Source organism: Modestobacter excelsi (assembly GCF_005930495.1).
Taxonomy (GTDB): Bacteria; Actinomycetota; Actinomycetes; order Mycobacteriales; family Geodermatophilaceae; genus Modestobacter; species Modestobacter excelsi.
The window spans coordinates 1-25,506 of record NZ_SJEX01000021.1 but is presented as its reverse complement, the minus strand read 5'-3'; the positions used below and the strand labels follow the sequence as shown (position 1 = coordinate 25,506).

Below are 25,506 nucleotides of genomic sequence, written 5' to 3'. Positions count from 1 at the left end.
ACCGCCCCGGCGCCGCTGCATCGGTGAGCGACAGCGTCAGCGGTCGCTCTCGATCGGGTCGATGACGCCGTCCGACACTCATGAGTTTCCACCCGCGGGCGAAGGCCAGGACGAGTGGTGGTGTGAGCGTGTCGCGGGCGAAACCGCGGTGGGTCTGGGACACCGCGGCTGCACGTCGCCCGCCCTGCGCATCTGCAGAGGCCAGGATTAAGAACTCCCGGTCGTTGCCGGCCTGGTTCCTGGACCACGCAGACCGCGCTGAGGCTGGCTTGCTGGCGGCGGCCCGCGCCCGACCGGGGCTCAGAGGCTGGCCGCGCTGGCGATGGCGGCGACGATCCCGACGGCGAGGACGACGGCGTCGGCGGGGACACCCCGGGATCGCTGCTCTCCCCCTGCGCGGACCCGGACGGCGATCGCGCCCACCATCAGGACGATCACGCCGATGGTGGCCGCCAGGCCGAGCGCCGGCACCCAGATGCCCACCACCAGCCCGATCACGACGAGGATCTCGGCTGCGCCGATCGCCTTCCACTGTCCGGCGCCGAGGTGCAGGCTGTCGCGGATCTGCAGTGAGGACTTGATGCCTGCCAGCTTGCCGCCTCCGGTGCTGAGCAGCAGCAGCGCCAGGACGACGCTGAGCACGATCCGCAGGACATCCATGTTCAGTTCACCCCCGCCGCAGCGCTGCGGTCAGCGGGGCCGCCGCCCTGCGGGTGAGCTCCGGTCCGGAGCCGCCGGTCACGGTGCCGCTCGGGATGGATGGAGCAGGGTCGGTCGGTGTCATTTCATGGGGTCCTGTTCGCAGGAAGACCAGGGGCCCAGACTTGCGGGTCTGGCCGATGGGTCGTGGACGGGCGGGGGAGTTACTGCTGGGCGCCGTTGGCTTCGTCGGACAGCCACTTCCACTGCTCCCAGGTCTGCAGGCGCTGCTGGTAGATGTGCGGGGCGATCTGGGTGGGGAAGCTGCCGAAGAAGACCCGCAGCGGGGGCTGCTCGGCGTCGGCGAGCTTGAGGATCGCTTGGCCCGCAGCGACCGGGTCACCGATCGAGCCCGGGGCCGGGTTCCTGCGCTGCTCGGCCATCGCGGCGCGGAGGCCGTCGTACTGCGGCTGCGGTACCGCGTGGGTGGCGCTGCTGCCGCCCCAGTCGGTGGCGTAGCCGCCGGGCTCGACGAGGGTGACCTTGATGCCGAAGCCGGCGATCTCCTGGGCGAGGGACTCCGTCAGGCCTTCGAGGGCCCACTTCGAGGCGTGGTAGCCGCCCAGGCTGGGGAACGCAGCCACACCCCCGATGGTCGAGATTTGGATGATGTGGCCGGCCCCCTGCTCCCGCAGGATCGGCAGCACGGCCTGGGTGACGTGGAGGACTCCCAACAGGTTGACCTCGAGCTGGTCTCGGAGCTGGCTATCGGTGATCTCCTCGACCGCGCCGAACAGGCCGTAGCCGGCGTTGTTCACCACGACGTCGAGCCGCCCGAACTCCTTGTGTGCCGCTTTGACGGCGGCGAACGCGGCGGCGCGGTCCGTGACGTCGAGCCGAAGGGGCAGCACAGCGTCGCCGTGCGCCGACAGCAGCCCGTCGAGCGCGGCGGTGTCCCGGGCCGTAGCAGCGACCTTGTCGCCCCGCTCGAGGGCGGACTTGGCGAACTCGAAGCCGAACCCGCGGCCAGCGCCGGTGATGAACCAGACCTTGGACATGTCACTCCTCTGTCAACGTCAGCTCTCCTCTGACGACTGCTCGCACCGTACGCCTAATCTGACACCAAGTGCCACTTGCGCGTATGGGTGTAGGCTGGCACCCATGGCCGAAGACCTGCACCTGTCGCTGCGGGAACGCACGCGTCGCGCCGTCCAGGCCGAGCTGGTCGACGTGGCGCAGCGGCTGTTCGTCGAGCACGGGTACGAGGCGACGACCGTCGACTCGATCACCGAGGCGGCCGGCCTGAGCAAGCGCAGCTTCTTCCGCTACTTCGCCTCCAAGGAAGACCTCGTGCTGGGGAAGTACGACCTCCTGGGGGAGCAGCTGCAGGCCAGCCTCGCCGCCCGGCCGGCCGAGGAGCCCGTGTGGACCGCACTGCGACGCATGTTCGACGACGTCGTCACCTATACCGGGGATAGGGACAACAGCGCCCGGATGGAGGAGATGGAGCGCATCGTGTCCACCAGTCCCGCCCTCAACGCCGCCTACCTGCAGCGCCTGGACCAGATCCAGACCGGCATCGCCACCATCGTCCGAAACCGCGAGGCGCAGGCCGGCCGCCCTCGGGCCAGCACCGACCCCGCACCCGAAGCCATCGTGGGCGCGGCCTTCGCCTGCATGGCAGCAGCCCGCCGGACCGCCACCCAGTTCAGTGACCAACCGCTGGACGGACTGCTCGACCGGGCCATGACAGAGCTGTGGACCTTCGACCGCTAGGCAGGGCCATCCAGCGGTGATCGTCATCGTCCCATCACCCAGGCCGTCTGCGACCCGCGGCATCACACGGTCGCAGAAACCGACCGGCCAGTCGCTGGATCGGACGCGATCCACCAAGGCAGCACACCCTCCCCATCAGACGAACCGAGCGAGGACATCATGAGCAACAGAACGATCATCATCACCGGCGCCAGCGACGGCATCGGTGCTGCCTCAGCCCGCCAGCTGACGGCTGCGGGCGAGAAGGTCGTGATCGTCGGCCGGTCGAAGGCCAAGACCGAGGCCATCGCGGGGGAGTTGAAGGCCGACTCCTACATCGCTGACTTCAGTGAGCTCGCGCAGGTCCGAGACCTCGCCGACAAGCTCCTGAAGGCCTACCCGCGCATCGACGTCCTGGCGAACAACGCCGGCGGGATCATGGGCGACCGCGAGGTCACCACGGACGGGTTCGAGAAGACCTTCCAGGTCAACCACCTCGCGCCGTTCCTGCTCACGAACCTGTTGCTGCCCACCCTCATCAGCAGCTCAGCCACTGTCATCCAGACCTCCAGCGTCGCTGCCCGGTCCTTCAGCAAGCTCGACCTCGACGACCTGGGGAACGAGAAGAACTACACGCCCACCCGGGCCTACGGCGACGCCAAGCTGGAGAACATCCTGTTCACCAAAGAGCTCCACCGTCGCTACCACCACCAGGGCATCTCCACCGTCGCCTTCCACCCCGGCAACGTCGCTACCAGCTTCGCCAGCGACACCACCAGCGGCATGCGCTTTATCTACAACACCCCGCTCAAGCACCTGCTCCTCATCAGCGCGGACGAAGGAGGCAGGGCACTAACCTGGCTCGCCGAAGGCACCCCTGGCACCACCTGGACGTCGGGTGAGTACTACGAGAAGAAGAAGATCGCTAAGACGAACGACCTGGCCCACGACCCAGCGCTGGCGACCAAGCTCTGGGACACCAGCGCTCAGTTCGTCACGTCCTGACCTGACAACGGGGGACGGGGCGGTCGGGCATCTCGATCGAAGGCCAACCCGACCGCTGAGTCCAAAGCAGCGCAGACGGCCGGCCCCGGCGTGGTGCGGGCTTGCTGGTCCACAGATCGACGCTTGGTTCATTCTGGATGCACCCCAGAACCACGGACGGTGCGCCGTTACGTCCATCGGAGGGGATCGCGCGTGACAACAGTCGAGATCAACGGTTCGTCGGTCTTCTACCGGGAGTTCGGCGAGGGGGGAAACCCGCCGCTTTTCCTGGTCCACGGCCTCTACAGCGACTCGTCGGCGGTGCAGTCGCTGGCCACCGCACTGGCGGCCCGCTTCCGCGTCATCGCCCCCGACATGCTCGGCCACGGTCACTCCGCACACCCCAGTCAGTTCAGCCTCGCTGACCAGGGCCGGACCCTCAACGAGCTGGTCGCTGCCCTCGGCTACGAGTCGGCAACGCTGATGGGGGTCTCCATGGGCTCCTACATCGCTGCCCAGGCGGCCATCCTGGACCCCTCCCGAACCTCACGACTGCTGCTCATCGTCCCCAAAGCCCACGGCACGACGTCGTCGGTGGCGGCGTACGCCCAGCGGAAGGGCTTCGACCTCGTCACCGCAGCTCCGGAGGAGATGCTCACGTTCATGGCCGGCGCACTGTGGTCACCGGCCACCTCCCCGCAGCGACGCGAGGAGATCCTGAACTCAACACTGCAGGATCAGGTTCTACTCAGTGCCGAGGAGCGCGCCGCAGTCGAGGCATCCCTGGCTGGGTTCGACCTGCGCCCGCACCTGGCCGCGATCGCGGCGCCGACGCTCGTCATCTCTGGACGCGCTGACGGCCTCAACCCGCCCGAAGCCGGCGAAGAGCTCGCCCGAGGCATCCCCGGGGCCCGCTTCGAGGTGTACGAGCACTCCGGTCACATGCTCACCTTCGAGGAGGGGGACCGGCTCGTCGCCGACGTGATCACCTTTGCTTTCGGTTCGAAAGACGCGCTGGCATGAGCCGTACCGCCAACATTTCTGCCGCCGGTCACGCGCGGTGGCTCTGACAGATAGCCCGCACGACTACGCAGGCTCCCGCAGTTCTGCCCGGTCCTGTCCATCCGACTCTCTGGGTCCTCCAGGTGGCTCGTTGGGACTGGTGCCTCGCGCCAGGTGGTCCTGGGCTGTGAGTGTGCGAGCAGCGCGTGGGCTGCGGCAGGTACCGGGCGCGGAGGAGACCACCTGGTGCCCGCCGGGACCTCACGCGACAGTCAGCCGCACCGGCAGTGAGCGGATGATGTTGAACCGCTGGTTGGGGGCGAATTGCGGCTCCGACAACGCATCGGCCGGAGGGTTCTCCGGCCGATGCGGCCCAGCCCGCCCCGCTCCGCGACGCTAAGTGCACGCCTCAAACCGTCGCGTCAGGCGGCCGTCGTGGTGCCACGCTGGTGGCCAACGCGCGTCGTTCAGGGCTGTTCGAGAGGGTTCGCCATAGTTTCCGCGGGCGCCTGAGCTGCGGATATGCATTTCGACGAACGCCTCCGAACCCCCTCAAGCCGCCCTGGCAGTGTGTGGCTCAGGGGTTCGAGTCCCCTCAGCTCCACCCGAATGACCAGGCCGTTCTCCTTTGCGAGAGCGGCCTGAGTCGTCTCTGGTCGCAGTTTGCCCACCCTCGCCTGGCAGCAGCAGGGCGCTCATCCGGTCGGCGGCTTCGCGGGCCATCGCCGGGACAACACGAGACCGACCCCCCGCGCGGTCACGAGCCCCCGTGGGTTCGTTTCGAGTCCCGCGGCAGAACAACGGGAGAGGGGGCGGCGATCGATCGCCGTCCCCCCTCCCGCTTCTCGCGTCCGGACCGTCGGCGCGCCGCCAAGACGTCGGCCGCTAGGAACGGGCAATGGGCAGGACGAACCGCTGTCGCCAGCCCCAAACCCGGTCACCACGACCACTGGTTCTTCTCGCCTTGCCATCGCCTCCAAGAGCGGACGCCGTGTCGCTGAACAGCGTCGTCGCACCGAGCTTTCTTATATCGAGGGTGATGAGAACGGCGTCCGCATCGACGGTCCCTCGGCGGACGTCGTCCGCTGATCTGGGGTGCCCTACACGACGGTCAGGTCCTCGCCGGTCGACTACGCGTCGACCGATCGCTACAGGGCGCTCAACCTGCGTCCGCGGGCCAGCGCGGCGTGCACGGTCGTGATTCCGACGCCGGCAGAGGCGCCGATGACAGCGATGTCCACGCTACGAGGCGGCGACGGCCGTGCGCACGGCGTCTGCCGGGGTGGTGGTCGGTCGTCCGATGAGCGTGCGGAGGTCATCGCCCTCGACCAGGAGGTCGCCGCGGGCGAGTCCTTGATCCGAGTCCGCCAGGATCCCCGCGAAGGCCTCCGGGAGGCCGAACGAGGTCAACAGGGCCACGTACTCCTCGGCGGGGAGGTCGTTGTAGACGACGGTGGTGCCGGTGACGGCCGTGATCTCCGCAGCGAAGTCGGTCAGCGTGAAAGCGACGTCGCCGCCGAGCTCGTAGACCTTGCCCGCCTGGTCCTCGCCGAGCAGGACGGCCACGGCGGCCTCCGCGAAGTCACGGCGGGTGGCCGCGTTGACCCGGCCATCGCCGCCGCTACCCACAAGCGCACCCTGAGCGAGGGTTCCCTGGATCTGATCGGTCCAGTTCTCGAAGTAGTAGCCGTTGCGCAGAAGGGTGTAAGGGACTCCGGCGTCCGCAAGGATCGCCTCGGTCGCCTTGTGGTCCTTTCCCAGCACCGTCGCATTGATGTCTGCGTTCGCGTTGCTGGTGTACGCGAGCAACTCGACGCCCTCCGCCTTCGCGGCCTCGATCACGGTGCGGTGCTGACCCGGCCGATCCTTGCCCACCTCGGAGCTGGCGATCAGGAGGACCTTGCTGGCACCGGCGAGGGCCGCGGCGACGGAGGCCGGGTCGTCGTAGTCCATCGCGGTGACCCGGACTCCCTGGGCGGCGAAGTCCTCGAGCTTCTCGATGGAGCGGCCTGCGGCGACGATCTCTTCCGCGGGGACGTTGCGCTCCAGCAGCACCTGAAGGACGTGGCGGCCGAGCTTGCCGGTCGCGCCGGTGATGACGATGCTCATGGTTTTTCCTCTCGAGGTTCGTACGTGGTCACTGGTCACAATCTCTGCGCCCACGACTTGCTTCCCGAGAGTTAGTACGCACCTTGAAGTAAGGTGCATGCATGGCAGTTAGTACTTCTTCCGCGACCCCCGTGATCGCCACCGACGACGTCTTCCTGGCGGGCTGCCCCAGTCGGACAGTGCTGGAACACGTCACGAGCAAGTGGGGCCTTCTCCTACTGATCGCCCTGTCCGAGGGCGAGCAGCGCTGGAGCACCCTCCGCCGGCGTGCCGACGGCATCAGCGAGAAGATGCTGGCTCAGACCCTGAAGACCCTCGAGCGAGACGGTCTCGTGAGCCGTCAGGCCCAGGCCATCATCCCGCCGCGCGTGGACTACAGCCTGACCGACCGCGGCCACGAGCTGAGCGCGCTGCTCGTTCCCCTCGCTGCCTGGGCCATCCAGAATGCACAGGACATCATCGCCGGGCAGAACTCCACGGCGACCTGACCCAAATCTGCAGGTCCGCCACCTCTCACCACTAGCACTCGCCGGTGAGTGCCCAGAGGAAGCGCAGCGTCGCGCTCCTCGCCGCGGAGTTCGCTGGGTGGACCTAGGGGCCGCCGTCACAGCCCTGGCAGAGGCAACCGCTCTGTTCATGGCCGCGCCCGCTGCGTTCGGCGTCCTGCTCGTGAGGCTGCTGTCAACGCTGCCGCCAGTCTCGACCCACGAAACGACACCTCGGCGTCGGTCCAAGCAGCCGTTGAGATCACTCCATCGGGCGCGATGCCCGCGGCCGTCGAGCATCCCCACGACGCTCCACCGGCGACTGCTGTCAGGATTCTGAGCCGAGCTAGGGAGTGGCGTATCTGGTTGCAGTTCTGGTTGCAGTTGGGTCAGATCGATCTTGGTTCGCGCTCGTTCGCCGTCGTTCGGCCAAGCGGTGAACTCCCTGCTCACCAGGCCCTTCCGGACATCCGCGAACGTCGGCGAACGCCGTCAGGTCGGCCTGGCAGTGTGGGGGTCAGGGGTTCGAGTCCCCTCAGCTCCACCCCGTTGAGCAGGCCGTTCTCCATCCCGGAGAGCGGCCTGACTCGTTTCTGGTGCCAGCGTGGTGGCGAGTGGCGCCAAAGCGGTGCCCCGTCAGTCCCACAGCGCCCGCCCCATCCGGTCGGCCGCGTCCTTGCCCAGCGCGGGCATGACATGGCTGTCGGTGTCGGTGGTGGTCCGCATCTGCGAGTGGCCGAGGACCTCCATGACCACCCGGGGTGGACGCCGGGACTCCGACGGGCCGAGTCCGGCCCGGCGCCTGGGCCGCCGAGGTCGCCGGCCTGTTCGACCTCTCCGGGTGGCCGGCCGCAGTGCGGCTGATCGTGCGCGAGGATCGCCCGCACCCCGCAGGGCAGCTGCGGATCACCGACTACGGCGGGCACCGGATCACCGCGTTCGATACCAGTACCAGCCGCAGGCAGCTGGCCGACCTCGAGCTGCGGCACCGCCGCCGGGCCCGCGCCGAGCCCCGCATCCGCTGCGCGAGAGACAGCGGGCAGACCAACCTGGCGCTGCACGACTTCGCCCGGAACCAGATCTGGTGCGCCATCGTCGCCCACGCCGCCGACCTCGTGGCCTGGATGCGGACCCTCGCCCTGACCGGGCACGCCGCCCGGCGGTGGGACCAAGCGCCTCCGGCTACGGCTGCTCTCCATCGCCGGACGTCTCGCCCGAACCGGCCGACGGGCCCGGCTGCACCTGGCCCGACCGGCCCCGTTCACCGGCCTGGCCCTGGGCGGCCTCCGCCGGCTCGACGCTCCGGCCGCCCCCGCCTGAACGGGCACGTTGCACGCGCTGGCCTTTCCTCGCGTTCACAGCGTGCCGGCCACTCACCTCGACGTGCGTACGTCACAGAGGGGTTGTGGACCCAGCCAGGTTCGAGCTGGCCCTGTCCCGACTCGCTCCTGGCCGCTCCAGCGCCGACGGCAATCGCCCCAACAGTCCTCCCGGGCGTTCCAGTTCCTGCCGCGCCTGGAAGGAGGAGTAGTCCAGTTGACGCTTGATAAAGTAGATGCTTGAGTACACGCATGGCGATCACCATCGACGACGAGCGGCTCGATGCGGTGTTCGCGGCGCTCGCCGACCGCACCCGGCGGGACATCGTGGCCCGGCTGAGCGAGGGCGAGGCGACGGTCAAAGAGCTCGCGGCCCCGTACGCCATGACCCTGCAGGCCGTCTCGCAGCACATCGGGGTGCTCGAGCGGTGCGGCTTGGTCAGCCGCGGCCGGCACCGGCAGACCCGCCCGTGCCGGCTGGAACCGCAGACGCTGGAGACTGCGGTGTCGTGGATCGAGGAGAGCCGGCGGGCCTGGGCTGAGCGGATGGACCGGCTCGAGGCGCATCTGGCTCGCCTGCAGGACGGCCAGCAGCGGTGAGCGTCGACGAGTTGGTCTACCGGCGGGTTCTGCGCGCGCCGCGCGTGCTGGTCTGGCGGTGCCTGACCGAGCCGGCCGAGCTCGCGCAGTTCTGGGGTCCGCGCGGCACGATCACCCCGCTGGACGGCATCGTCGTCGAACTCTCCGTCGGAGGCCGCTTCGAGACCCTGATGGTCGGCGACTCCGGCAGCCACCGGATGGTCGCCACGTTCACCGAGGTGGTCCCGCCCGAACGGCTCGCCTGGGTCGAGCCGGCCAGCGGGATGCACACGACCGGCACGCTCACCGACCTCGGGAACGGCAGCACCGAGGTCGTCATCCACCAGCGGCACGTGCCCGGAGCGATGCGCTCGCCGGAGGCCCGTGCCGGCTTCCTCACCTCCCTCGACGCGCTCGAAGAGCATGTCGCCCGCCTCATCCGAGAGGAACGACCGTGACCGACCTGCAGTCCTGGGTGGCACCGACCTGCAACGGCCTCGCCGACCTGCTCGCCGGCGCGCCCGCCGAGATCTGGGACGCCCCGTCGCTGTGCGAGGGCTGGCAGGTCCGGCACGTGGTCGCGCACGTGACGATGCCGGCACGGCTGACGCCCGAGCGGTTCGGCGCGGAGATGGCAGCGGCCGGCGGCGACTTCACCGTGCTCTCCGACACCGTGGCCGCGCGCGACGCCTCCCTGCCGATCGCCGATCAGCTCGACGCGCTGCGCTCCCCGTTGCTGCACGCGTGGCAGCCACCGGGCGGCGGCGCGGCCGGTGCGCTCAGCCACGCCGTCATCCACTCCCTCGACGTCACCGTCGCGCTCGACCGGCCGTCAGTCGCGCCCAAGGAGGCCGTGATCGCCGTCCTCGACCAGCTCACCGCCGCCAACGGCGCACTCTTCGGCCTCGACCTGACCGGCGTCCGCTTCGAGGCTGCCGACACCGAGTCGAGCTGGGGCAGCGGTGACGTCGTGCGGGCCGACAGCGGTGATCTCGTGGCGCTCCTCAGCGCCCGCACCCTGCCCGACGGCCGGACCCTGCCTCGCGGCTGAGCCACTCAGTCGACAACTCGTCCACCGAGAGCCCAACGAACGCAGGGAAGTACGCGAACACCAGACCTCTCCTGCGGAGGTCTGCACCGTCGAGGCGCGGGCCAGCTCCTCGACTCAGCCGGAGAGACCACAGGATGCAGCGCCTATCGGGAGGATCACATGAAGACAGTGCAGTCGTCCGACGGGACCACGATCGCCTACGACTGCTCCGGCGACGGGCTGCCGCTGGTGATCGTGGCCGGAGCCTTCGGCGACCGAACGTCGAAGCGGGAACTGACTGCAGTCCTTGGTCGCGAGTACACGGTGTACGAGTACGACCGGCGCGGCCGCGGGGACAGCGGCGGAACCTCCGCGTCCACCGCGGCCCAGGAAGTCGAGGACCTGTCCGCCGTTCTCGCCGTGGCTGTCGATGCGATCGTCTTCGGGGACTCCTCGGGCGGTGCGCTCGCCATCGAGGCCGCGGCCGCAGGTGTCCCGATGCGAGGGCTGGCCGTCTACGAGGTGCCCTATACCGACGGGCCGACCCTGGAGCTGGCGGACCAGCTGGACGATCTCGTGGCCGCCGACCAGTCGGGAGAAGCGGTGACCGCATTCCTGGCCCTCATGGGCACACCGCCGGAGGCGGTCGAGCAGATGAAGGCCGGACCGTTCTGGGGCCACCTGGAGAGGTTGGCAGGCACCCTGTCGGCCGACGTGAGGGTGTGCAACGGCGGGGTGGTGCCAGCCGAACGGCTGCAGTTGATCGAGGCACCCTTGCTTGCCCTTGCCGGTGGTGCAAGCCCGTGGGCAGTCGGCGTCGCGGAAGCGATTGCCGCCGCGGCCCCCCACGGCACGCTGCAGATCCTGGAAGCACAGGGGCACGCCGTTGACGGCACTCTCCTTGCCGCCGCCCTCGCGGAATTCCTGCGATGACAGTCAGCGCCGTCGTAGGACACCGCCTCGAAGTCGACCGTGATCGTGGACTCGCAGGAGGACGTCGGCTGTGGCGTGCCGGTCAGGGACCATGGGATCGTGCTGCGGACGGCGCTCCGGACGGCGGTGGTCCTCGCGGTGCTGTTCGCTGTGCTGGTGGGGCTGCTCTGGACGCTGCAACGCCGCCTGGTCTACCTGCCCTCCGCCGGTCCGGTGCCGGCCGCGGCCGAGGTGATCCGCGGTGCCCGTGACGTCGAGCTGCACACCGCGGACGGGCTCGTCCTCAGCGGCTGGTTCGTCCCGGGGCCGGCGCCCGACGCCCCCGCGGTCCTGGTCGCCAGCGGCAACGCCGGCCACCGGGGGATGCGCGCCCCCCTGGCCAGCGCTCTCTCCGCGGCCGGCCTGGCGGTGCTGCTGTTCGACTACCGCGGCTACGGCGGGAACCCGGGCAGCCCCACCGAGTCCGGGCTGGCGCTCGACGTCCGCGCCGCGCGCTCCTACCTGCTCGAGGAGGCCGGCGTCCCGGAGGACCGGCTGCTCTACCTCGGCGAGAGCCTGGGGTGCGCGGTGGTGACCGAGCTGGCCGTCGAGCACCCGCCGGCCGGGCTGGTGCTCCGGTCACCGTTCGTCGACCTGGCCGCCGTCGGCAGCGAGCACTACCCGTTCCTGCCGGTGCGGGCGCTGCTGCGCGACCGGTACCCGGTGGCGGACCTGATCGCCGCGGTGCGGGCGCCGACCACGGTCGTCTATGGCACAGCGGACACCATCGTGCCGCCGGAGCAGAGCCGGCGGGTCGCCGATGCGGCAGCGCAGCTGCACCGCCTGGTCGAAGTGCCCGGCGCCGACCACAACGACGCGGTGCTCCTGGACGGCGAGGCGCTGGTGCAGGCCGTCGTCGAGCTGGTGCCGCGGCACTGACCCGATCGCCTACCCGTTGTCACCCGAACGGTGAACGTGACCTGTGGATCGTCACGGTTCGTCCACAGGGCCTCGGCGCGGAACCCGCTCGTGCTCTCCGGCGCACAGCCCCGACGAGCTGGTCGTCCTGGGCACGCTTCACCCCGCAGGTGTCCCGGTTCCTGGAGGCCTCGGTCGGGGCTGGGCTGTACATCCCGGTCTCGGGTGGCACCCAGGCCGGCAAGACGCTCGTGGTCTGTCCGGCCCAAAGTGCATCGAGTCTGGGCCAGGACATTGGCGGCGACGCGCGCCCAACGCTGCCGGGTCGCCTGGACGGCTGGGGCGGCCATGGCTCACCCGGGCTTGGTGCAGGTACAGCTTCCCGGGGGCTCGAGCTGAGTGACGGCGCGCCTACCCGACGAGCGAGCCGGATCCAGGCCGACACGAGTCGGCGTCGGGTTTCCGCCGACGTCCACGACACGCCGGAGTTGTCTTGACGGTCGGATGACACCCTCGTCACTGTCGGGGTGGACGGCGTCTTCCGATCGACCGGCCCGGACCGAGCGTGTTCGTCGACTCGGGACCGAGGTCGCGCTCCGCTGGGCCGGGGACCGCTGCCGACGTCCAGCTGTTCTCTCTCCCTGCGTCGATCAGGAGGGTCCGGCAGTGGCAGTCAAGCCAGCGCAGCCAGGAACGCAGACCACCGACCTCGGCACCGACTTCATGGCCGACCGGAGCGACCCGACCGCGGGTCGGATGGCCATGGCGAGAGAACTCGCCTCCGAGAACGTCCGCATGATCGCCGACCCGGCGCCGCTCGGCCTGGCCGCTTTCGCACTCACCACGTTCCTGCTCAGCCTGTTCAACGCAGGCCTGTTGCCGGCGGCGGGCGAGCCGATCGTCTTCGGCGTCGCACTCGCCTACGGAGGCGTGGCCCAAGTGCTCGCCGGCATGTGGGAGTTCCGGAAGGGCAACGTCTTCGGCGCGACTGCCTTCACCTCCTACGGCGCCTTCTGGATCTCGTTCTGGGCCTTCGTCACCTTCTACGCAGCGGACATCCCCGACGCCACCGACCGGGAAACCGCGGTCGGCTGGTACCTCATCGGCTGGGGCCTCTTCACGCTCGTCCTGTGGGTCGCGTCCTTGCAGACCACGACGGCGCTGGCCCTGCTGTTCACGCTGCTCGCCGTGACGTTCTTCCTCCTCGGCTCCGGGGATGTGGCGCACAACGAGGGCCTGACGACGATCGGCGGCTATCTGGGCCTCCTCACCGCCGCCGTCGCCTGGTACGCATGCCTCGCCGGGGTGAGTGCGTCGACCTTCGGCCGCGCGGTGCTGCCGAACCCGCCGCTGTACAAGCTGTGACTCGAGCGGCGGTCGCCTGACCGACGGCTCCACGGTCGGACGGTGGGAGGGAGAGCGCCGGGTGGCCGTGCCGGGCGTGGTCGGCTGCCGGGTCGAGGTCGTCGCCAAGCTAACCCGGACGCGGGTGCTCGCCGCCGTGGCGTACCTGATCGCTGCTCCGGGGCACCGGCGTCAGGTGGACGCATGGGTGGCGGACTTGACCGCGGCCATCCATGGCGCCAGCCGAACTCGAGCAGCGGGCGCAGGATCGCCTGGTCGGCCGTCCGAGCCGCCATGTGCGACTCCGCTTCTCACGTGGCGCTGCCCGACGCACCGATCATCCGAGTGGGAAGTGCAGCACGGCCTGCAGCGGCGGGCTCGCCAGTCGGCGTTCCGCCATGTCGGTCAGCAGCCGGGGACCGTCCTCGAAGGGGACGACGTCGGTGACCAGGTGGGTACGGATGTCCTCGCCACGCTCTCGGAGCAGATCGAGGGTGACCGCGGCAAGGGCCGGCCGCGGCCACGTCGCGCTCATCCCCCGGGGCACCCGCCCGATCTGGGCGCAGATCAGCGCCAGGCCGTTGTGGTGGAACTCCTCGCCCAGCCGGACGGCCTCGGCTCCGGCCTGGTAGAAGCCCAGGTCCACCACGACGCCCTGCGGCCGCAGTGCCTTGAGGGCCGTGGCCAGCGCGGCGTCGTGGCCGCGGCACTGCAGGACGACGTCGGCTCCGGCATCCCCGGGGCCGTGTCGCCAGCGCTGCTTGATCGCCAGCCACGCGCGCCCGTCCGCGTCGTCCACGGCGACGAGGCCGAGGGCTTCGGCGACCGCGCGTCGTTCGGCTGAGGAATCGGCGACGCACACCTCGGCCGCGCCGTGTCGAACGGCCAGCAGCGCACTGAGCAGGCCGACGACGCCGGCCCCCACGACCAGGACGTGCTGGGCCCGGACGCCGGCGTCGATCCCGGCCTGCGGCCCTCCGAGCGCCGCCGCGGCGTGCAGCAGGCCGTTGACGCAGATCGGCCCCATCTGCGCCAGGTAGATGCCCAGCAGCGGGTCGAGGTCGTCGGGAACCGGGATCACCGTCGTCCGGGTCGGGTCGGCGCAGGCGCCGGTGCGGTGGCCGTAGGCCATCGCCACCAGTGATCCCACGGCCAGCACGTCGGTGCGGCTCTCGGTGACCCGGCCGACCTCCATGTACCCGAGACCACGCTTCGGGTAGCGGTCCACGGGGCTGATCCCGAAGGCCCGGAGGTCGGGGTCCCAGCCCCGCTGGTGCTGCGGATCGGTACCGCGGACGAGGGCCACCTCCGTTCCCGCGCTGATCCCGGACCATTCGGTGGCCACCCAGGCCTGACCGGGGCCGGGCTCCGGTTCGGTGTCGTCGATGATCATCGCGCGACCGGGGCGGGACACCGCGATCGACCGGACCTGGCGCTCAGGCACCGGCGGCCCCGGCATCGAGGCGCACCGGTGTCCCGTCTCGAGCCGAGCGGTCGGCGGCGCAGGCCAGGGTGTGCGTGCGCAGTGCCTCCTGGTAGGGAACGCGCACACGAGGGGTGATCCCGAGCAGCACGTCGAGGAACTCCCGGTCCTCGACGGCGATCGGATCCTGCCTGGAACGCACCACCTCCGCGCCGTCCCCGGTTCCGATCCGCAGTTCGTGGTCGGTCAGCCCGTGCTCGGAGATCTCCAGCACATGGCTCTCCGCCACGACGTGCAGCGCGACCCGGTGCCTCCCGTCCAGGACGCGCGCCGACGAGATGCTGCCGACCGCGCCGGAGACGAACCGCAGCAGCGAGGAGGCCGCCAGGGGGACGTCCTCCGGTCCGGCGGGAGCAGACCGCTCGGCCGCCGTGACCTCGGCGACGTCCCCGGCGAGGTGGCGGGCCAGGTCGAAGATGTGGGTGGTCTGCTCCACGACCTGGCCGCCGGAGTGCGCCCGTTGGGGCCACCACGGGACGCGGGGTGTCTTGTCCCACCAGTAGCCGGTGACCAGTTGGGCCGGCGTCCGGGCGAGCAGCTCCGCGGCCCGTTGCACGACGTCCAGGTGCCGCCAGTGGTATCCGACGGCGGTGGTCAGCCCGGTACCGGCCAGTTGGTCGGCGATCGACTGCGCGGTGGACAGGTCGCTGGCCAGCGGCTTCTCGACGAAGAACGGCAGCCCCCGGGCGATCGCAGCGGCCTCGAGCGCGCCGTGCGCGAACGGCGGTACGCACAGCCAGACGGCGTCCAGCTCTTCGGTGTTCAGCAGTGTGAGACCGTCGCCATGGGCGCGAGAGCCGTATCGGGCGGCGACCTGCTCCGCGCGCTCCAGCTGCGTGTCGGCGACCGCCACGATCTGCACGTCCGCCATCGCCGAGAGCGCCCGCAGGTGCTCGCCCGCGATGAACCCGGTGCCCACGCAGGCCACCCGCAGCCGTGTCACGTCCGGCTCCCGGTCAGCGCCGGCCCGGCCGATGCCTGCAGCAGCCGTTCGTAGACCGCTGTCGTCTCCAGGGCCATGCGATCGCGGGTGGAGTTGGCCAGGTACCGGCACCGTCCAGCGGCGCCCTGCCGCCGACGCAGCCCCGGGTCGGCGAGCAACGACGCGAGCGCCGCTCCGAGCTCGGCCGGAGGTCCGTTTCTCACCAACACCCCGGTCACGCCGTCCACGACCACCTCGTCGCTGCCGACTCTCGCCATCCACGCCTCCACCGATCACCGGCCCACCGTCGGGGGTAGGGGCGTGCAAACTATCGGCGGACCTGGCCACGTGCACGCCCGATCGTCGCCGGATCTCGTCGGGGGCCATCACCGTCAGCCCAAGCCCCCGCCGCCGTGGCGGCCGTGGGGGCGCACGCGACGCTCGCGGGATGACCGCGGTCGGTTCATGCCCTACAGCCCGCCTTCCCATCGAGCGGTGCCGCTGTCCGGAGAGGTGACGATGCCATCGACCTGCGGCCGCTCGAGCCGACACCCCGCGGGCTTCGACGCCTGCACGTCGTGCGCCTACCGGCGGGCGGGGACCCCTGCGCTCTGCTTCGCCTGCAGCACCGCCGGCGTCATGGCACCCGACGGGCCGACCTGCGTCGTCTGCGGCCAGATGGTCGACGACCGCAGCGGACGTGGTCCGGGCAGCTCCGCCCACGGCTGCCGCCGTCGATGGGTGGCAGGTCCGCGGCCTTCGTCGCCGTCACCGTCGGCTGCCGCTGCGGCCGTTCCTGCTGACCCTTGTCGTCGACGACGTATCGAGGCGGTTCCCCGCCTCGGTAGGACGTTTCGGAGGCCGACTGCCTGGCTACCGTTGTCCACCCTCGAGGTCAGCGGGTGTCCAGCGGGTGTCCAGGGAGAGCGCCGGACGTCCTCCGTCGGGTCACCGACACGGCATGGGAAGCGCGCGACGATGGACGCAAGCGAGCGGGTCAGCTGGACGGACTGCCCGAACTGTGGCGGACTCGTGGCCGTCGGCTGGATGGACGGGGACCCCATCGCGGTCTACTGCATCGATGGTTGCCCACTGCGCGTGGAACAGGTCGTGTCCGCCGTCGGTCGCGACCGTGCCGGCATGCTCGGCGATGTCGAGCAGATGGCGGCCATCCTCGAACGCGCGGTCCTGGACACGACAGAGGCCTTCGGTCTCACCGACCCCCGAGTCGCCGCCGAGCTCGTGGCCGGTGCATGGGCGGACATCCTGCGTCAGGAGGGTCGGCCGCCTCGGCTCGTCGAGCTCACCACCGCGGCTGTCCGGGAGGTCGGGGACCACCTGCATCGTCGGCAGGTCGCAGGAGGTCCGCGGAACGTCCGCGACGCCCGGGATCACATCCGCGTGCTCGTCGTCGATGATCACCCGGTGGTCCGGCTGAGGCTGGTCGAGATGTTCGCCGGTCAAGCCGACCTCAGCGTCGTGGGCGAGTGCGAGAACGGTCCGGAGGTCGTGGAGGCCACCGCACGGCTCCGTCCGCATGTCGTCTGCATGGACCGCTCCGTGCCGATCGGGGGTCGCCTCGCCGCCACGCAGACCCTACGGGCGGCCAGGGCCGAGGTCCGGATCGTCCTGTTGAGCGCCGGCTCGGAGGCACGGCGCGAGATGGCACTCGCCGGCGCAGACGCGCTCGTCCCCGAGGATGCCGGTCCCGCTGCCCTGCTCCGCTGCGTTCGCACGGTCGCCCGCAGGGGCACGGGTTGCCCCCACTGCCTGTGATCCACGAGCTCGACCGGCGCGCCGCCCATCTGAGCGCCCGGCGTCCCCGAGGCACAGGAGTCCGCTGACCGCTCGCGCTTCCACGGCTGGGACCGGCGGACGGGGGAGGCGCTCGCCTCGTGCCCGTTCGCGACGTGTTCACCGCCTCCTGCACCGACCTGCGCATCGTCGCCTACACCGCGGAACCGGGCACCGAGGACGCGTCCCGGTTCGACCTGATCCGGACGGTGGGGATGACCGAGGTCGGCGGCCCGTCGCGCTGAGCGGAGCGCCGTGTCGTGTTCCTGTCGCCGCCCGGCTGGCTACCTGCACGGCATGGGACAGGACGGTCGACGGGTCGCCGTCGTCGGTGGGGGAGTGCTCGGGACGTCGACCGCGGCGCAGTTGGCGGCCCGTGGGGTCGACGTCACCCTGGTCACCGACGGTCGGCTGGCCAGCGGCGCGACGGGACGGTCGCTGTCCTGGCTGAACTCCGCAGGCTCCTACCCGCCCGCGTACCACCGGCTGCGGATGCTCGGCCTCGACCGGTACCGCACCTTCGCCGCGCGCGACGACCCCCGAGCGGCCATCGCGTTCGACGGCGGGCTGCGCTGGGGCGTCGGTGTCCGGGAGTCCTTCGAGCACCAGCGCGCGATCGGCTACCCGGCCGAGTGGCTCTCCCGCGAGGACGTGGCCGGCCGGGTGCCCGGCGTCGACCCGGCCGCCGTGGCCGCCGAGGGCGCGTTGCTCAACCCGGCCGAGGGCTGGGTCGACCTGCCGTCGCTGGTCGACGAGCTCGTGCACGACCTGGTGGACGCCGGGGGAGAGGTCCGCACCGGCGCCGGCCGGTGCGCGCTGGTCCGCGACGGGGACCACGTCGCCGGGGTCGCCACGGGCACCGGCGACGTCCTCCCCGCCGACGTGGTGGTCCTCGCCACCGGTGACGCTGTCCCCGGCAGCCTCGCCGAGCTCGGCATCCACGTGCCGGACGGGACGACGAACGCGCTGCTGGTCCGCACCCCGCCGTTCGACCACCGGCTGCGCGCCGTGCTCAACACCCCGCGCGTCGCGGTCCGACCGTCACCAGGCGGAGGCGTGGTCCTCGACGCGGGCTGGGCGGAGGAGGAGGTCGTCGCGCGGGACGGCGGCACGTTCGAGGTCCGCGACTCCACGGTCGAGGGCCTGCTCCGGGAGGCATCCGCGGTGCTCGCGGGCCACCCCGACCTGATCGCGGAGTCCTGCGGTGTCGGGCGGAAGCCCGTCCCGGGCGACGGGCACCCGGTGCTCGGCGCCGTTCCCGCAGTGGACGGCCTGCACGTCGCCTTCACGCACAGCGGCGCCACGATCGGGCTGATCGCGGGTGAGCTGCTCGCCGAGGAGGTCGTCAGCGGGACCCCCAGCCCGCTGCTCGACGCCTTCCGACCCGACCGCTTCACGGGCGACTGAACCTCGAGGTCCGTCCGCCCGTCCGCCCGTCTGTCCGAGTTCACCGAAGGCCTGCCTGTGGCGTCCGCGTCGGTTGTCGCGGCTCCTGTCAACCGCTCAGCGTGATTTGTGGACAGCCCTCTGAGCTGGGGATATGCCTTGTCGGAGACCCCCGCCACCGCTAGACTTCGTACACCTGTTCGAAGCGGTGGAGGAGGTGTCCGGTGGGGGAGTTGCAGTCCGCGCTGGACGCCCTGGCCGCTGAGGACCTCTTCGCCCTTCCCCCGGGTGCGGTGCTGGACCGGGCCACCCTGCTGGTGACCGTGGTCAACCGGGCCAACGCGGAGTTGACCCGCACCGTCCGGCACGCCGACTCCACGGGCGCCGCTGAGCACGACGGCAAGAAGACGGTGGCCTCCTGGCTGCGCGGGCACGGCCACCTGACCGCCGGCGACGCCGGGCGGCTGGTGCGGTCGGGCCGGGCGCTGGAGCACCTGCCGGCCACCGCGGCGGCGTTCGCCGCCGGCACGCTCACCGCCGCCCAGGTCGCGACCATCGCCCCCATCGCCGGAGACGCGGAGCGGGCCGCCGCCGCCGAGCAGGACGTCGACCTCGGGGCGGTGGACCGGGCGCTGGTCGCCGTCGCCGAGGGTGAGGCGCACGACCGGCTGCCGCAGGTGGTGCACCACTACCGGCAGGCCCTGGACCCCGACGGCACCGAACCCGACCCCACCGAGGGGCGGCGGCTGTCGTTCACCCGGCACGCCGAGGGCAGCGGCACCGGCCGCTTCGACCTGGACGCGGTCGGGTTGGAGAAGGTGCGGGCCGCGATCGAGTCGATCGTGCAGGCATCCCGCCCCCAGGGCGATGACCGCAGCCGCGCCCAGCAGCAGGCCGACGCCCTGGTCCAGCTGTGCGACAACGCCCTCGCCGCCGGGAACCTGCCGCTGCTGCGCACCGTGAAGCCGCGGGTGATCGTGACCGTCGACATCGAGGACCTCCTCGACGGCGGAACCGGCCCGGGGGCTGCCGAGACCGGGTTCGGGGCGGTGATCTCAGCCGCCGCGGCCCGCTGGATCGCCTGTGACGCCGAGATCACCCGGATGGTGCTGGACCCCGACGGGCTCCCGCTGGACGTCGGGCGGGAGAAGCGGGTCGTGCCGGCGCACATCCGGCGGGCGGTCGAGCAACGCGACCGGCACTGCGTGTTCGCCGGCTGCGACGCCCCCACCCACTGGTGCGACGTCCACCACCTCCTCGAATGGCTCCGCGACCACGGCGAGACCTCACTCGAGAACTCCGCGCTCCTGTGCGAACGGCACCACACCAAGGTCCACCACGGCTTCCGGATCGAACGAGATCCCGACGGCCGATGGCACACCTACCGCCCCGAGGGCACCGAGATCCTCATCGGACCACTCCTCCAGGTCTGATCGACCCGTTGGGCGTGCCGGGCAGTATTGCCCCGCTCACCTGAGGAGATGGTCAGCTGCCGGCTGACCCGCGCGGGTGATCTGGTGGAGCGCAGCACAGGTTGTGGGACGACACTGGTTCGTCGTGCAACCGAGGAGTGACTCGTGACCGAGTCCGTCGCCACGCCGGACGCCGCGGAGGACGCGCGGCCGCCGCACCGGTCGCCGGCTGCCCATGCCGGGCGGGGGTTGGTCCTCGCCGCGCTCGGCATCGTGTTCGGCGACATCGGCACCAGCCCGCTCTACGCCCTGCAGACCGTCTTCTCCATCGACAACGGCGCCGTCCAGCCCACGCCCGGTGACGTCTACGGCGTCATCTCGCTGATGTTCTGGTCGGTCACGCTGATCGTGTCGGCGAAGTACGTCGGCGTGGTGATGCGCGCCGACAACGACGGCGAGGGCGGCGTGATGGCCCTGGCCGCGCTCGCCCGGCGGCTCTATGCCGACCGCGACCGACCGACGAAGTGGCTGCTGCTCATCGGCGTCGTCGGCGTCTCGCTCTTCTACGGCGACTCGGTCATCACCCCGGCGATCAGCGTGCTCTCGGCGGTCGAGGGGCTCGAGGTCGCCGCGCCGAGCCTGAGCCACGTCGTCCTGCCCATCGCGGCCGCCATCCTCACCGTGCTCTTCGCCGCCCAGCGGTTCGGCACCGGCCGGGTGGGACGGCTGTTCGGCCCGGTCACCGCGCTGTGGCTGGCCGCCCTGGCGGTGGGTGGACTGAGCGAGGTGCTGCCACACCCCGAGGTGCTCAAGGGGCTCTCGCCGACGTACGCCCTGCTGTTCGTCATCGACCACCCGGGCATCGCGTTCGTCGCCTTCGGCGCCGTCGTCCTCGTGATCACCGGGGCCGAGGCGCTCTACGCCGACATGGGGCACTTCGGTCGCACCCCGATCCTGCGCGCCTGGTTCTTCCTGGTCTTCCCCGCGCTGGTGCTCAACTACCTGGGCCAGGCGGCGCTGATCCTGCACCACCCCGGCGCGGCCACCAACCCGTTCTTCCTGCTCTTCCCGCACTGGTCGCGGGTCCCGATGGTCGTGCTGGCCACCGCGGCGACGGTGATCGCCAGCCAGGCCGTCATCTCCGGCGCCTTCTCGCTGTCCCGGCAGGCGATGCAGCTCGGGTTGCTCCCGCCGCTGACCGTGCGGCAGACCTCGGAGGAGGAGAGCGGCCAGATCTACCTGCCCGGCGTCAACGCGATCCTCTTCGTCGGCGTGCTCGTCCTGATGCTCAGCTTCCGGTCCTCCGAGCGGCTCGCCACCGCCTACGGCGTCTCGGTCACCGGCGCGCTCGTCATCGACACCCTGCTGCTGCTCATCGTCGCCCGGGTGCTGTGGCACTGGCAGCCGTGGAAGCTCGCCCTCGCCGCGGTCGCGTTCGGCGGGGTGGAGCTGGTCTTCCTGGCCGGCAACCTGTCGAAGGTGCTGCACGGCGGGTGGCTGCCGCTGCTCATCGCCGTCCTGGTCTTCACCGTGATGACCACCTGGCGGCGCGGCCGGGAGATCGTCAGCGCCAACCGCCGCACCATGGAGGGGTCGCTCGCCGACTTCGTCGAGGAGGCCCGGCACCACGGCAAGCCGCGGGTGCGCGGCGTCGCGGTGTTCCCGCACCCCAGCAAGGAGACCGTGCCGCTCGCGCTGCGCGCCAACACCCAGCACAACCACGTGCTGCACGAGACGGTGGTGATCGTGTCGATGGGCGCGGCCAACGTGCCACACGTGCCGCCGGAGGACCGGCTCACCGTCGACGACCTGGGCTACGAGGACGACGGCATCCAGCACCTCTCCGTGAGGCTCGGGTTCGCCGACCCGCCGGACCTGCCGGCGGCGCTCCGCCAGGCGCACGCGGCCGGGATGATCGAGCCCCCGACCGCCGACCTGGACGACGCCTCTTACTTCCTGTCCCGCGGGTCGATCCGTCGGACGTCGGCGCCGGGCATGGCGCGCTGGCGGAAGGCGCTGTTCGTCGGGCTGGCGCACACCGCGGCCAACCCGGCCGCCTACTTCGGCCTGCCGCCGGACGCGACGGTGACGATGGGCAGCGACGTCGAGGTCTGATCGGAGGTTCGTGGCACACAGTGCCACGAGGGTGACAGAGTCGGGGCAGGCAGTCGCCGCACCGATCCTGGAGGAGAACCCGATGACCACCCCGGTCCCCGAAGCGCCCGTCCCGCACGACCCGATCGCCCGCCGGTTCGAGGGCAAGGTCGCGTTCATCACCGGCGCCGCCCGTGGCCAGGGGCGGGCGGAGGCCGTGCGGCTCGCGGCCGAGGGCGCCGACATCATCGCCGTGGACATCGCCGCGCAGGTGCCCGAGACGCAGTACGCGGGGTCGACGCCGGAGGACCTCGCCGAGACCGTCCGCCTGGTCGAGGCGCTGGACCGCCGGATCGTCGCCTCGCAGACCGACATCCGCGACTACGAGGCACTCAAGACGGCGCTCGACGCCGGCGTCGCCGAGCTGGGGCGCCTGGACGTCGTCATCGCCAACGCCGGGACGACGACCGCCGCCCGGGCCTGGGAGATCGACGCCGCGCACTGGGCCGAGCAGATCGACACCAACCTCAACGGGCCGTTCCACACCGCCAAGGCGGCCATCCCGATCATGATCGAGCAGGGCACCGGCGGCGCGATCGTCTTCACCAGCTCGGTCGCCGGGCTGCGCGGTCTGCCGTACCTCGCCGGCTACGTCGCCGCCAAGCACGGGGTGACCGGGCTGGCCAAGACGCTGGCCAACGAGCTCGCCGAGCACCGGATCCGGGTGAACACGGTGCACCCGCACGGCGTGCAGACCGGCCTGACCGTGCCCGAGCTGTTCCCGATGATCTCCGACGCCAGCCCGACGCTGAGCACGCTGTACATGGGTCAGCTCCCCGACCCGGTCAGCCAGGCCGACGACATCGCCGCCGCCGTCGCGTGGCTGGCCTCCAACGAGGCGCGGCACGTCACCGGCATCCAGCTGCCGGTGGACCTCGGCCGCACCAACCGCTGAGCACCGGGGTGCGCGGCCGGCTCCCGGGTCGGCCGCGCACCGCTCGGTCAGCCGAGCAGCAGGACGACCGCGACGGCCAGCGCGTTGTAGGTGGCGTGCACCATGATCCCGGGCGTCAGCCGCCCGGTGATCCGGACCAGGTGGCAGTTGACCAGGCCGAGCACGCCGACCGAGCAGGCCAGCGTCACGGCGCCGGCGACGGTGTCGACCTCGTAGACGTGGAAGGCGCCGAACAGGAACGTCGACAACCCCGCGGCCGGCCAGAAGCTCATCCGGTGCATGAAGGCGCGCAGCAGCAGCCCGCGGAACATCAGCTCCTCGGCGATCGGCGCCAGGACGACGGCCACCACGACCAGCACGACGATCGAGACGACGCTCCGGTCGCCCGCGGTGAGGTTGCTCGCCTCCGCCAGCGCCGTGCCGCCGGTGAGGGCCAGGGCCACGACGCTGACCACGGTGCGCCCGAGGTAGGCGAAGCCGACGCCGGTGATCCACGGCAGCCAGTCCGACCGGCGCACCCGGTCCAGCCCGAGGGTCTGCCGCCAGCCACCACCACGCGCAGCGAGCGGCCGGCCGAAGGCGACCAGCACCGCCAGCAGCACCAGCTCGAGGCCGATGGAGAGCGCAGCGACGCCGATCGTGCGGCCGGTGCCCCGCTCGGGCAGGACGCCCGCGACGACGCCGGAGCCGACGATCAGCGCCGCCAGGCCGACCAGCGGGCCGAGCCAGCTGCGCACGCCCCAGGACTGCGGACCGGCCTGCCGGGCGGCGCGGATCTGCTCGTCGAGCACCGTCCGCTCGATCAGCGACCGGCGCGCCTGGGGCGCCCCGTCGGTGGCCGTGGTCATGACGTCGGGACGAGCGGGGGCGCTCAGCTGGAGATGGCGACCGCGTAGACCACCATGACGACGAGGTCGGCGATGCCCAGGATGATCGCCGCCATCGACATGCCCTTGTGGCCGGCCCCGCGGTTGGCCCGGGAGAGACCGACGCCACCGAAGATGATCGCCAGCGGTCCGAGGACGATCGGGAGGAACAGGAGCCCGACGAGGCCGCAGACCAGGCCGGCGACGGCCAGCCCGTTCCCGACGTGGTTCTGCTGGGCGTTGGCCGGCTGCCCGGTGTACCCCGCGCTGTGGGTCATGACGTTCCCTTCTCGGCTGTCGCGGCGGACTGCCGCGGACGTCATCTACCCACGGTCACGACCGTCGCAGTCTCGAATCACCCGATCGTGTGACCGGGGTGTCGATCGAGGCGCTGGACAGCAGGTTCCCGGCGGTCATCGGGACGAGTGCGGTGACGGAGCGTCAGAGGTGCACTGCGCTGCCGCCGACCGACCCCTTCGGGGGAGACGGCGCCCTCCGGCGTCCAGTGCCCGGCCCGGCGTCCCGACCTTCGGGGCATGTACACCTACCGCGCGACGGTCACGTTGCCCTTCTCCCACCGGGAACGAGCCATCGCCGCGATCCGGCAGGAGGTGGTCCGCCTCTCCACCGCCGAGCGCGGCCTGGAGGAGCCGGACTGGGCCACCATGAGCATGACCGGGCCCGAGGAAACGTACGGCCCGCGCGGTGAGGTCCTCGTCGAGTACCGCGGCACCGTCAAGGGCCGCAACCTCGCCGAGCGGCGCGCCGGCCGGACCTGACGACCTCGCAGCCCGTCGTCGTGAGGACGGAACGGACTCGTGCCGCTCACTCAGCAGGTCTGGTCGTTCACGCCGTGTAGCGCGACCCGCGTGCCGGTCACTCTCCGGCCGCTCAGCTGTTGACCTGTGACTCTCCGCAGATCAAAGTCTGCCGTTCAGCGCACCGGGGGTCCCTCGTGCGGCGGTAGTCGATGACCTGGGGTCACCGTCGGAGTTCCGGCGGGGTGCGGAGGCGTGGTGGGGAGCACCGCCGAGCAGCGGTCTGCCGCTGCCGTGCGCTGCCCGTCCGGCCGACGCGACCCCACCGCACGTGCGGCGTCCTGGGCTCGTCGCCTCCTGCTGCTCGGAGCCCTCCTGGTCGGCCTGTGGGTCGTGGGGGTGGGCACCGCGCAGGCCGACGAGGGGACCGTGGACCCGGGGCCGGTGACGGTCGGGACCCCGGGCGCAGCGGTCCAGGACGTTCCGCCCGCTCCCTCTCCGGCGCCGGACGAGGACGTCGCGCCGGTCGTGGCGCCCGATCCCGCGCCCGCTCCGCCCGACGCCGACGAGCCCGAGGTCCCGGTCGCCGACTCCGACGAGGGCCCCGTCCCGGACGCGGTCAGCTCGCCGGCGCCGACCACCCCCACCGTGCCCGTCCCCGTTCCTCCGGTGCCCGCCCCCAGCGACCCGGTGACCGGCAGCGGTCAGCCCGCGACCGCGCCGGGCACCGCCGTGCCCGCCGTCGTCACGCCCGCGACGC

25 protein-coding genes and 2 pseudogenes are annotated in these 25,506 nt (G+C 71.4%); 19 read left to right on the top strand and 8 right to left on the bottom strand.

All coding sequences use genetic code 11. The features are described from left to right. Positions 1-300 precede the first annotated feature (300 nt). Complete coding sequence (locus FHL80_RS09620) at positions 301-660, bottom strand: DoxX family protein (protein ID WP_138733206.1); 360 nt, start codon at positions 658-660, stop codon at positions 301-303. Positions 661-863: 203 nt separating this feature from the next. After that, positions 864-1,697 carry an SDR family NAD(P)-dependent oxidoreductase gene (locus tag FHL80_RS09615; RefSeq protein ID WP_138733205.1) on the bottom strand — a complete coding sequence of 278 codons (834 nt, stop codon included), beginning with the start codon at positions 1,695-1,697 and terminating at the stop codon, positions 864-866. A gap of 103 nt (positions 1,698-1,800) precedes the next feature. On the opposite strand from FHL80_RS09615, the gene FHL80_RS09610 reads away from it, so the two are divergent. From FHL80_RS09610 to FHL80_RS09600, 3 genes are all read left to right on the top strand, one after another. Beyond that, positions 1,801-2,415 (top strand): TetR/AcrR family transcriptional regulator, encoded by a 615-nt coding sequence (locus tag FHL80_RS09610; RefSeq protein WP_138733204.1) that lies wholly within the window; start codon positions 1,801-1,803, stop codon positions 2,413-2,415. A gap of 159 nt (positions 2,416-2,574) precedes the next feature. After that, entirely contained in the window at positions 2,575-3,399 is an 825-nt protein-coding gene (locus tag FHL80_RS09605; RefSeq protein WP_138733203.1) for an SDR family NAD(P)-dependent oxidoreductase, read from the top strand. 192 nt (positions 3,400-3,591) lie between these two features. Then, entirely contained in the window at positions 3,592-4,401 is an 810-nt protein-coding gene (locus FHL80_RS09600; RefSeq protein WP_216870567.1) for an alpha/beta fold hydrolase, read from the top strand. A gap of 1,221 nt (positions 4,402-5,622) precedes the next feature. Here FHL80_RS09600 and FHL80_RS09595 read toward each other — a convergent pair. After that, positions 5,623-6,489 (bottom strand): SDR family oxidoreductase, encoded by an 867-nt coding sequence (locus FHL80_RS09595; protein WP_138733201.1) that lies wholly within the window; start codon positions 6,487-6,489, stop codon positions 5,623-5,625. 131 nt (positions 6,490-6,620) lie between these two features. Here FHL80_RS09595 and FHL80_RS09590 point away from each other — a divergent pair, with 131 nt between their 5' ends. The 8 genes and pseudogenes from FHL80_RS09590 (at position 6,621) to FHL80_RS09555 (ending at position 13,097) form a co-directional block, all read left to right on the top strand. Further along, positions 6,621-6,977: a winged helix-turn-helix transcriptional regulator gene (locus FHL80_RS09590; RefSeq protein WP_246078579.1), complete on the top strand. Its 357-nt coding sequence runs from the start codon at positions 6,621-6,623 to the stop codon at positions 6,975-6,977. Between the two features lie 788 nt (positions 6,978-7,765). Then, positions 7,766-8,294, top strand: a pseudogene (locus tag FHL80_RS09585) (transposase); the annotation flags it as partial. Positions 8,295-8,533: 239 nt separating this feature from the next. After that, complete coding sequence (locus tag FHL80_RS09580) at positions 8,534-8,893, top strand: ArsR/SmtB family transcription factor (RefSeq protein ID WP_246078578.1); 360 nt, start codon at positions 8,534-8,536, stop codon at positions 8,891-8,893. Then, positions 8,890-9,330, top strand: coding sequence for an SRPBCC family protein (locus FHL80_RS09575; protein WP_138733197.1), 441 nt, complete (start codon positions 8,890-8,892; stop codon positions 9,328-9,330). Before FHL80_RS09580 ends, FHL80_RS09575 begins: the two co-directional genes overlap by 4 nt. Further along, entirely contained in the window at positions 9,327-9,923 is a 597-nt protein-coding gene (locus tag FHL80_RS09570) for a maleylpyruvate isomerase family mycothiol-dependent enzyme (protein WP_138733196.1), read from the top strand. Before FHL80_RS09575 ends, FHL80_RS09570 begins: the two co-directional genes overlap by 4 nt. Before the next feature lie 159 nt (positions 9,924-10,082). Then, positions 10,083-10,835 carry an alpha/beta fold hydrolase gene (locus tag FHL80_RS09565; RefSeq protein WP_138733195.1) on the top strand — a complete coding sequence of 251 codons (753 nt, stop codon included), beginning with the start codon at positions 10,083-10,085 and terminating at the stop codon, positions 10,833-10,835. 99 nt (positions 10,836-10,934) lie between these two features. After that, on the top strand, positions 10,935-11,753 hold the full coding sequence (locus FHL80_RS09560) for an alpha/beta hydrolase (RefSeq protein WP_246078577.1): 819 nt from the start codon (positions 10,935-10,937) through the stop codon (positions 11,751-11,753). Positions 11,754-12,398: 645 nt separating this feature from the next. Then, a complete protein-coding gene (locus FHL80_RS09555; protein ID WP_246078576.1) occupies positions 12,399-13,097 on the top strand; it encodes an acetate uptake transporter in 699 nt (232 codons plus the stop codon). A 316-nt stretch (positions 13,098-13,413) separates the two neighbouring features. Here the strand turns inward: FHL80_RS09555 and FHL80_RS09550 are convergent, their stop codons facing one another. From FHL80_RS09550 to FHL80_RS25380, 3 genes are read right to left on the bottom strand one after another with little or no spacing between them, the layout of a single operon-like run. Then, positions 13,414-14,520: a zinc-binding dehydrogenase gene (locus tag FHL80_RS09550; RefSeq protein WP_138733194.1), complete on the bottom strand. Its 1,107-nt coding sequence runs from the start codon at positions 14,518-14,520 to the stop codon at positions 13,414-13,416. Continuing rightward, complete coding sequence (locus tag FHL80_RS09545; RefSeq protein WP_216870566.1) at positions 14,513-15,502, bottom strand: Gfo/Idh/MocA family protein; 990 nt, start codon at positions 15,500-15,502, stop codon at positions 14,513-14,515. Before FHL80_RS09545 ends, FHL80_RS09550 begins: the two co-directional genes overlap by 8 nt. Further along, the gene (locus FHL80_RS25380) at positions 15,499-15,759 is read right to left on the bottom strand and encodes a glycosyltransferase (RefSeq protein ID WP_216870565.1); all 261 of its coding nucleotides are present in this window, start codon (positions 15,757-15,759) and stop codon (positions 15,499-15,501) included. The genes FHL80_RS09545 and FHL80_RS25380 overlap by 4 nt, the downstream gene beginning before the upstream one ends. A 754-nt stretch (positions 15,760-16,513) precedes the next feature. On the opposite strand from FHL80_RS25380, the gene FHL80_RS25375 reads away from it, so the two are divergent. The 6 genes from FHL80_RS25375 to FHL80_RS09520 all read left to right on the top strand — a co-directional run bounded on the left by FHL80_RS25375 (position 16,514) and on the right by FHL80_RS09520 (position 23,122). After that, complete coding sequence (locus tag FHL80_RS25375; protein WP_216870564.1) at positions 16,514-17,257, top strand: response regulator; 744 nt, start codon at positions 16,514-16,516, stop codon at positions 17,255-17,257. A gap of 119 nt (positions 17,258-17,376) precedes the next feature. Next, entirely contained in the window at positions 17,377-17,520 is a 144-nt protein-coding gene (locus FHL80_RS25370; RefSeq protein WP_216870563.1) for a hypothetical protein, read from the top strand. A gap of 52 nt (positions 17,521-17,572) precedes the next feature. Continuing rightward, complete coding sequence (locus tag FHL80_RS09535; RefSeq protein ID WP_138733191.1) at positions 17,573-18,682, top strand: NAD(P)/FAD-dependent oxidoreductase; 1,110 nt, start codon at positions 17,573-17,575, stop codon at positions 18,680-18,682. Positions 18,683-18,885: 203 nt separating this feature from the next. Continuing rightward, positions 18,886-20,094 (top strand): HNH endonuclease signature motif containing protein, encoded by a 1,209-nt coding sequence (locus FHL80_RS09530; protein ID WP_138733190.1) that lies wholly within the window; start codon positions 18,886-18,888, stop codon positions 20,092-20,094. 144 nt (positions 20,095-20,238) lie between these two features. After that, positions 20,239-22,188: a potassium transporter Kup gene (locus tag FHL80_RS09525; RefSeq protein WP_138733189.1), complete on the top strand. Its 1,950-nt coding sequence runs from the start codon at positions 20,239-20,241 to the stop codon at positions 22,186-22,188. Between the two features lie 82 nt (positions 22,189-22,270). Beyond that, complete coding sequence (locus FHL80_RS09520; RefSeq protein WP_138733188.1) at positions 22,271-23,122, top strand: mycofactocin-coupled SDR family oxidoreductase; 852 nt, start codon at positions 22,271-22,273, stop codon at positions 23,120-23,122. 47 nt (positions 23,123-23,169) lie between these two features. On the opposite strand, the gene FHL80_RS09515 is transcribed toward FHL80_RS09520, so the two are convergent. After that, the gene (locus tag FHL80_RS09515) at positions 23,170-23,970 is read right to left on the bottom strand and encodes a CPBP family intramembrane glutamic endopeptidase (protein ID WP_138733187.1); all 801 of its coding nucleotides are present in this window, start codon (positions 23,968-23,970) and stop codon (positions 23,170-23,172) included. Between the two features lie 23 nt (positions 23,971-23,993). Continuing rightward, a complete protein-coding gene (locus tag FHL80_RS09510; RefSeq protein WP_246078575.1) occupies positions 23,994-24,311 on the bottom strand; it encodes a DUF4190 domain-containing protein in 318 nt (105 codons plus the stop codon). Between the two features lie 213 nt (positions 24,312-24,524). Here FHL80_RS09510 and FHL80_RS09505 point away from each other — a divergent pair, with 213 nt between their 5' ends. Next, the gene (locus FHL80_RS09505; protein WP_138733185.1) at positions 24,525-24,767 is read left to right on the top strand and encodes a hypothetical protein; all 243 of its coding nucleotides are present in this window, start codon (positions 24,525-24,527) and stop codon (positions 24,765-24,767) included. 372 nt (positions 24,768-25,139) lie between these two features. Then, positions 25,140-25,506 (top strand): annotated as a pseudogene (locus FHL80_RS09500) (hypothetical protein); the annotation flags it as partial.

Bases quoted from the DNA above. Each gene is read 5' to 3' on its own strand.
- FHL80_RS09510 (WP_246078575.1), bottom strand. From the start codon at position 24,311: ATGACGTCCGCGGCAGTCCGCCGCGACAGCCGAGAAGGGAACGTCATG.
- FHL80_RS25380 (WP_216870565.1), bottom strand. From the start codon at position 15,759: ATGGCGAGAGTCGGCAGCGACGAGGTGGTCGTGGACGGCGTGACCGGG.
- FHL80_RS09595 (WP_138733201.1), bottom strand. From the start codon at position 6,489: ATGAGCATCGTCATCACCGGCGCGACCGGCAAGCTCGGCCGCCACGTC.
- FHL80_RS09520 (WP_138733188.1), top strand. From the start codon at position 22,271: ATGACCACCCCGGTCCCCGAAGCGCCCGTCCCGCACGACCCGATCGCC.
- FHL80_RS09615 (WP_138733205.1), bottom strand. From the start codon at position 1,697: ATGTCCAAGGTCTGGTTCATCACCGGCGCTGGCCGCGGGTTCGGCTTC.
- FHL80_RS09610 (WP_138733204.1), top strand. From the start codon at position 1,801: ATGGCCGAAGACCTGCACCTGTCGCTGCGGGAACGCACGCGTCGCGCC.
- FHL80_RS09535 (WP_138733191.1), top strand. From the start codon at position 17,573: ATGGGACAGGACGGTCGACGGGTCGCCGTCGTCGGTGGGGGAGTGCTC.
- FHL80_RS09605 (WP_138733203.1), top strand. From the start codon at position 2,575: ATGAGCAACAGAACGATCATCATCACCGGCGCCAGCGACGGCATCGGT.
- FHL80_RS09505 (WP_138733185.1), top strand. From the start codon at position 24,525: ATGTACACCTACCGCGCGACGGTCACGTTGCCCTTCTCCCACCGGGAA.
- FHL80_RS09620 (WP_138733206.1), bottom strand. From the start codon at position 660: ATGGATGTCCTGCGGATCGTGCTCAGCGTCGTCCTGGCGCTGCTGCTG.
- FHL80_RS09565 (WP_138733195.1), top strand. From the start codon at position 10,083: ATGAAGACAGTGCAGTCGTCCGACGGGACCACGATCGCCTACGACTGC.
- FHL80_RS09515 (WP_138733187.1), bottom strand. From the start codon at position 23,970: ATGACCACGGCCACCGACGGGGCGCCCCAGGCGCGCCGGTCGCTGATC.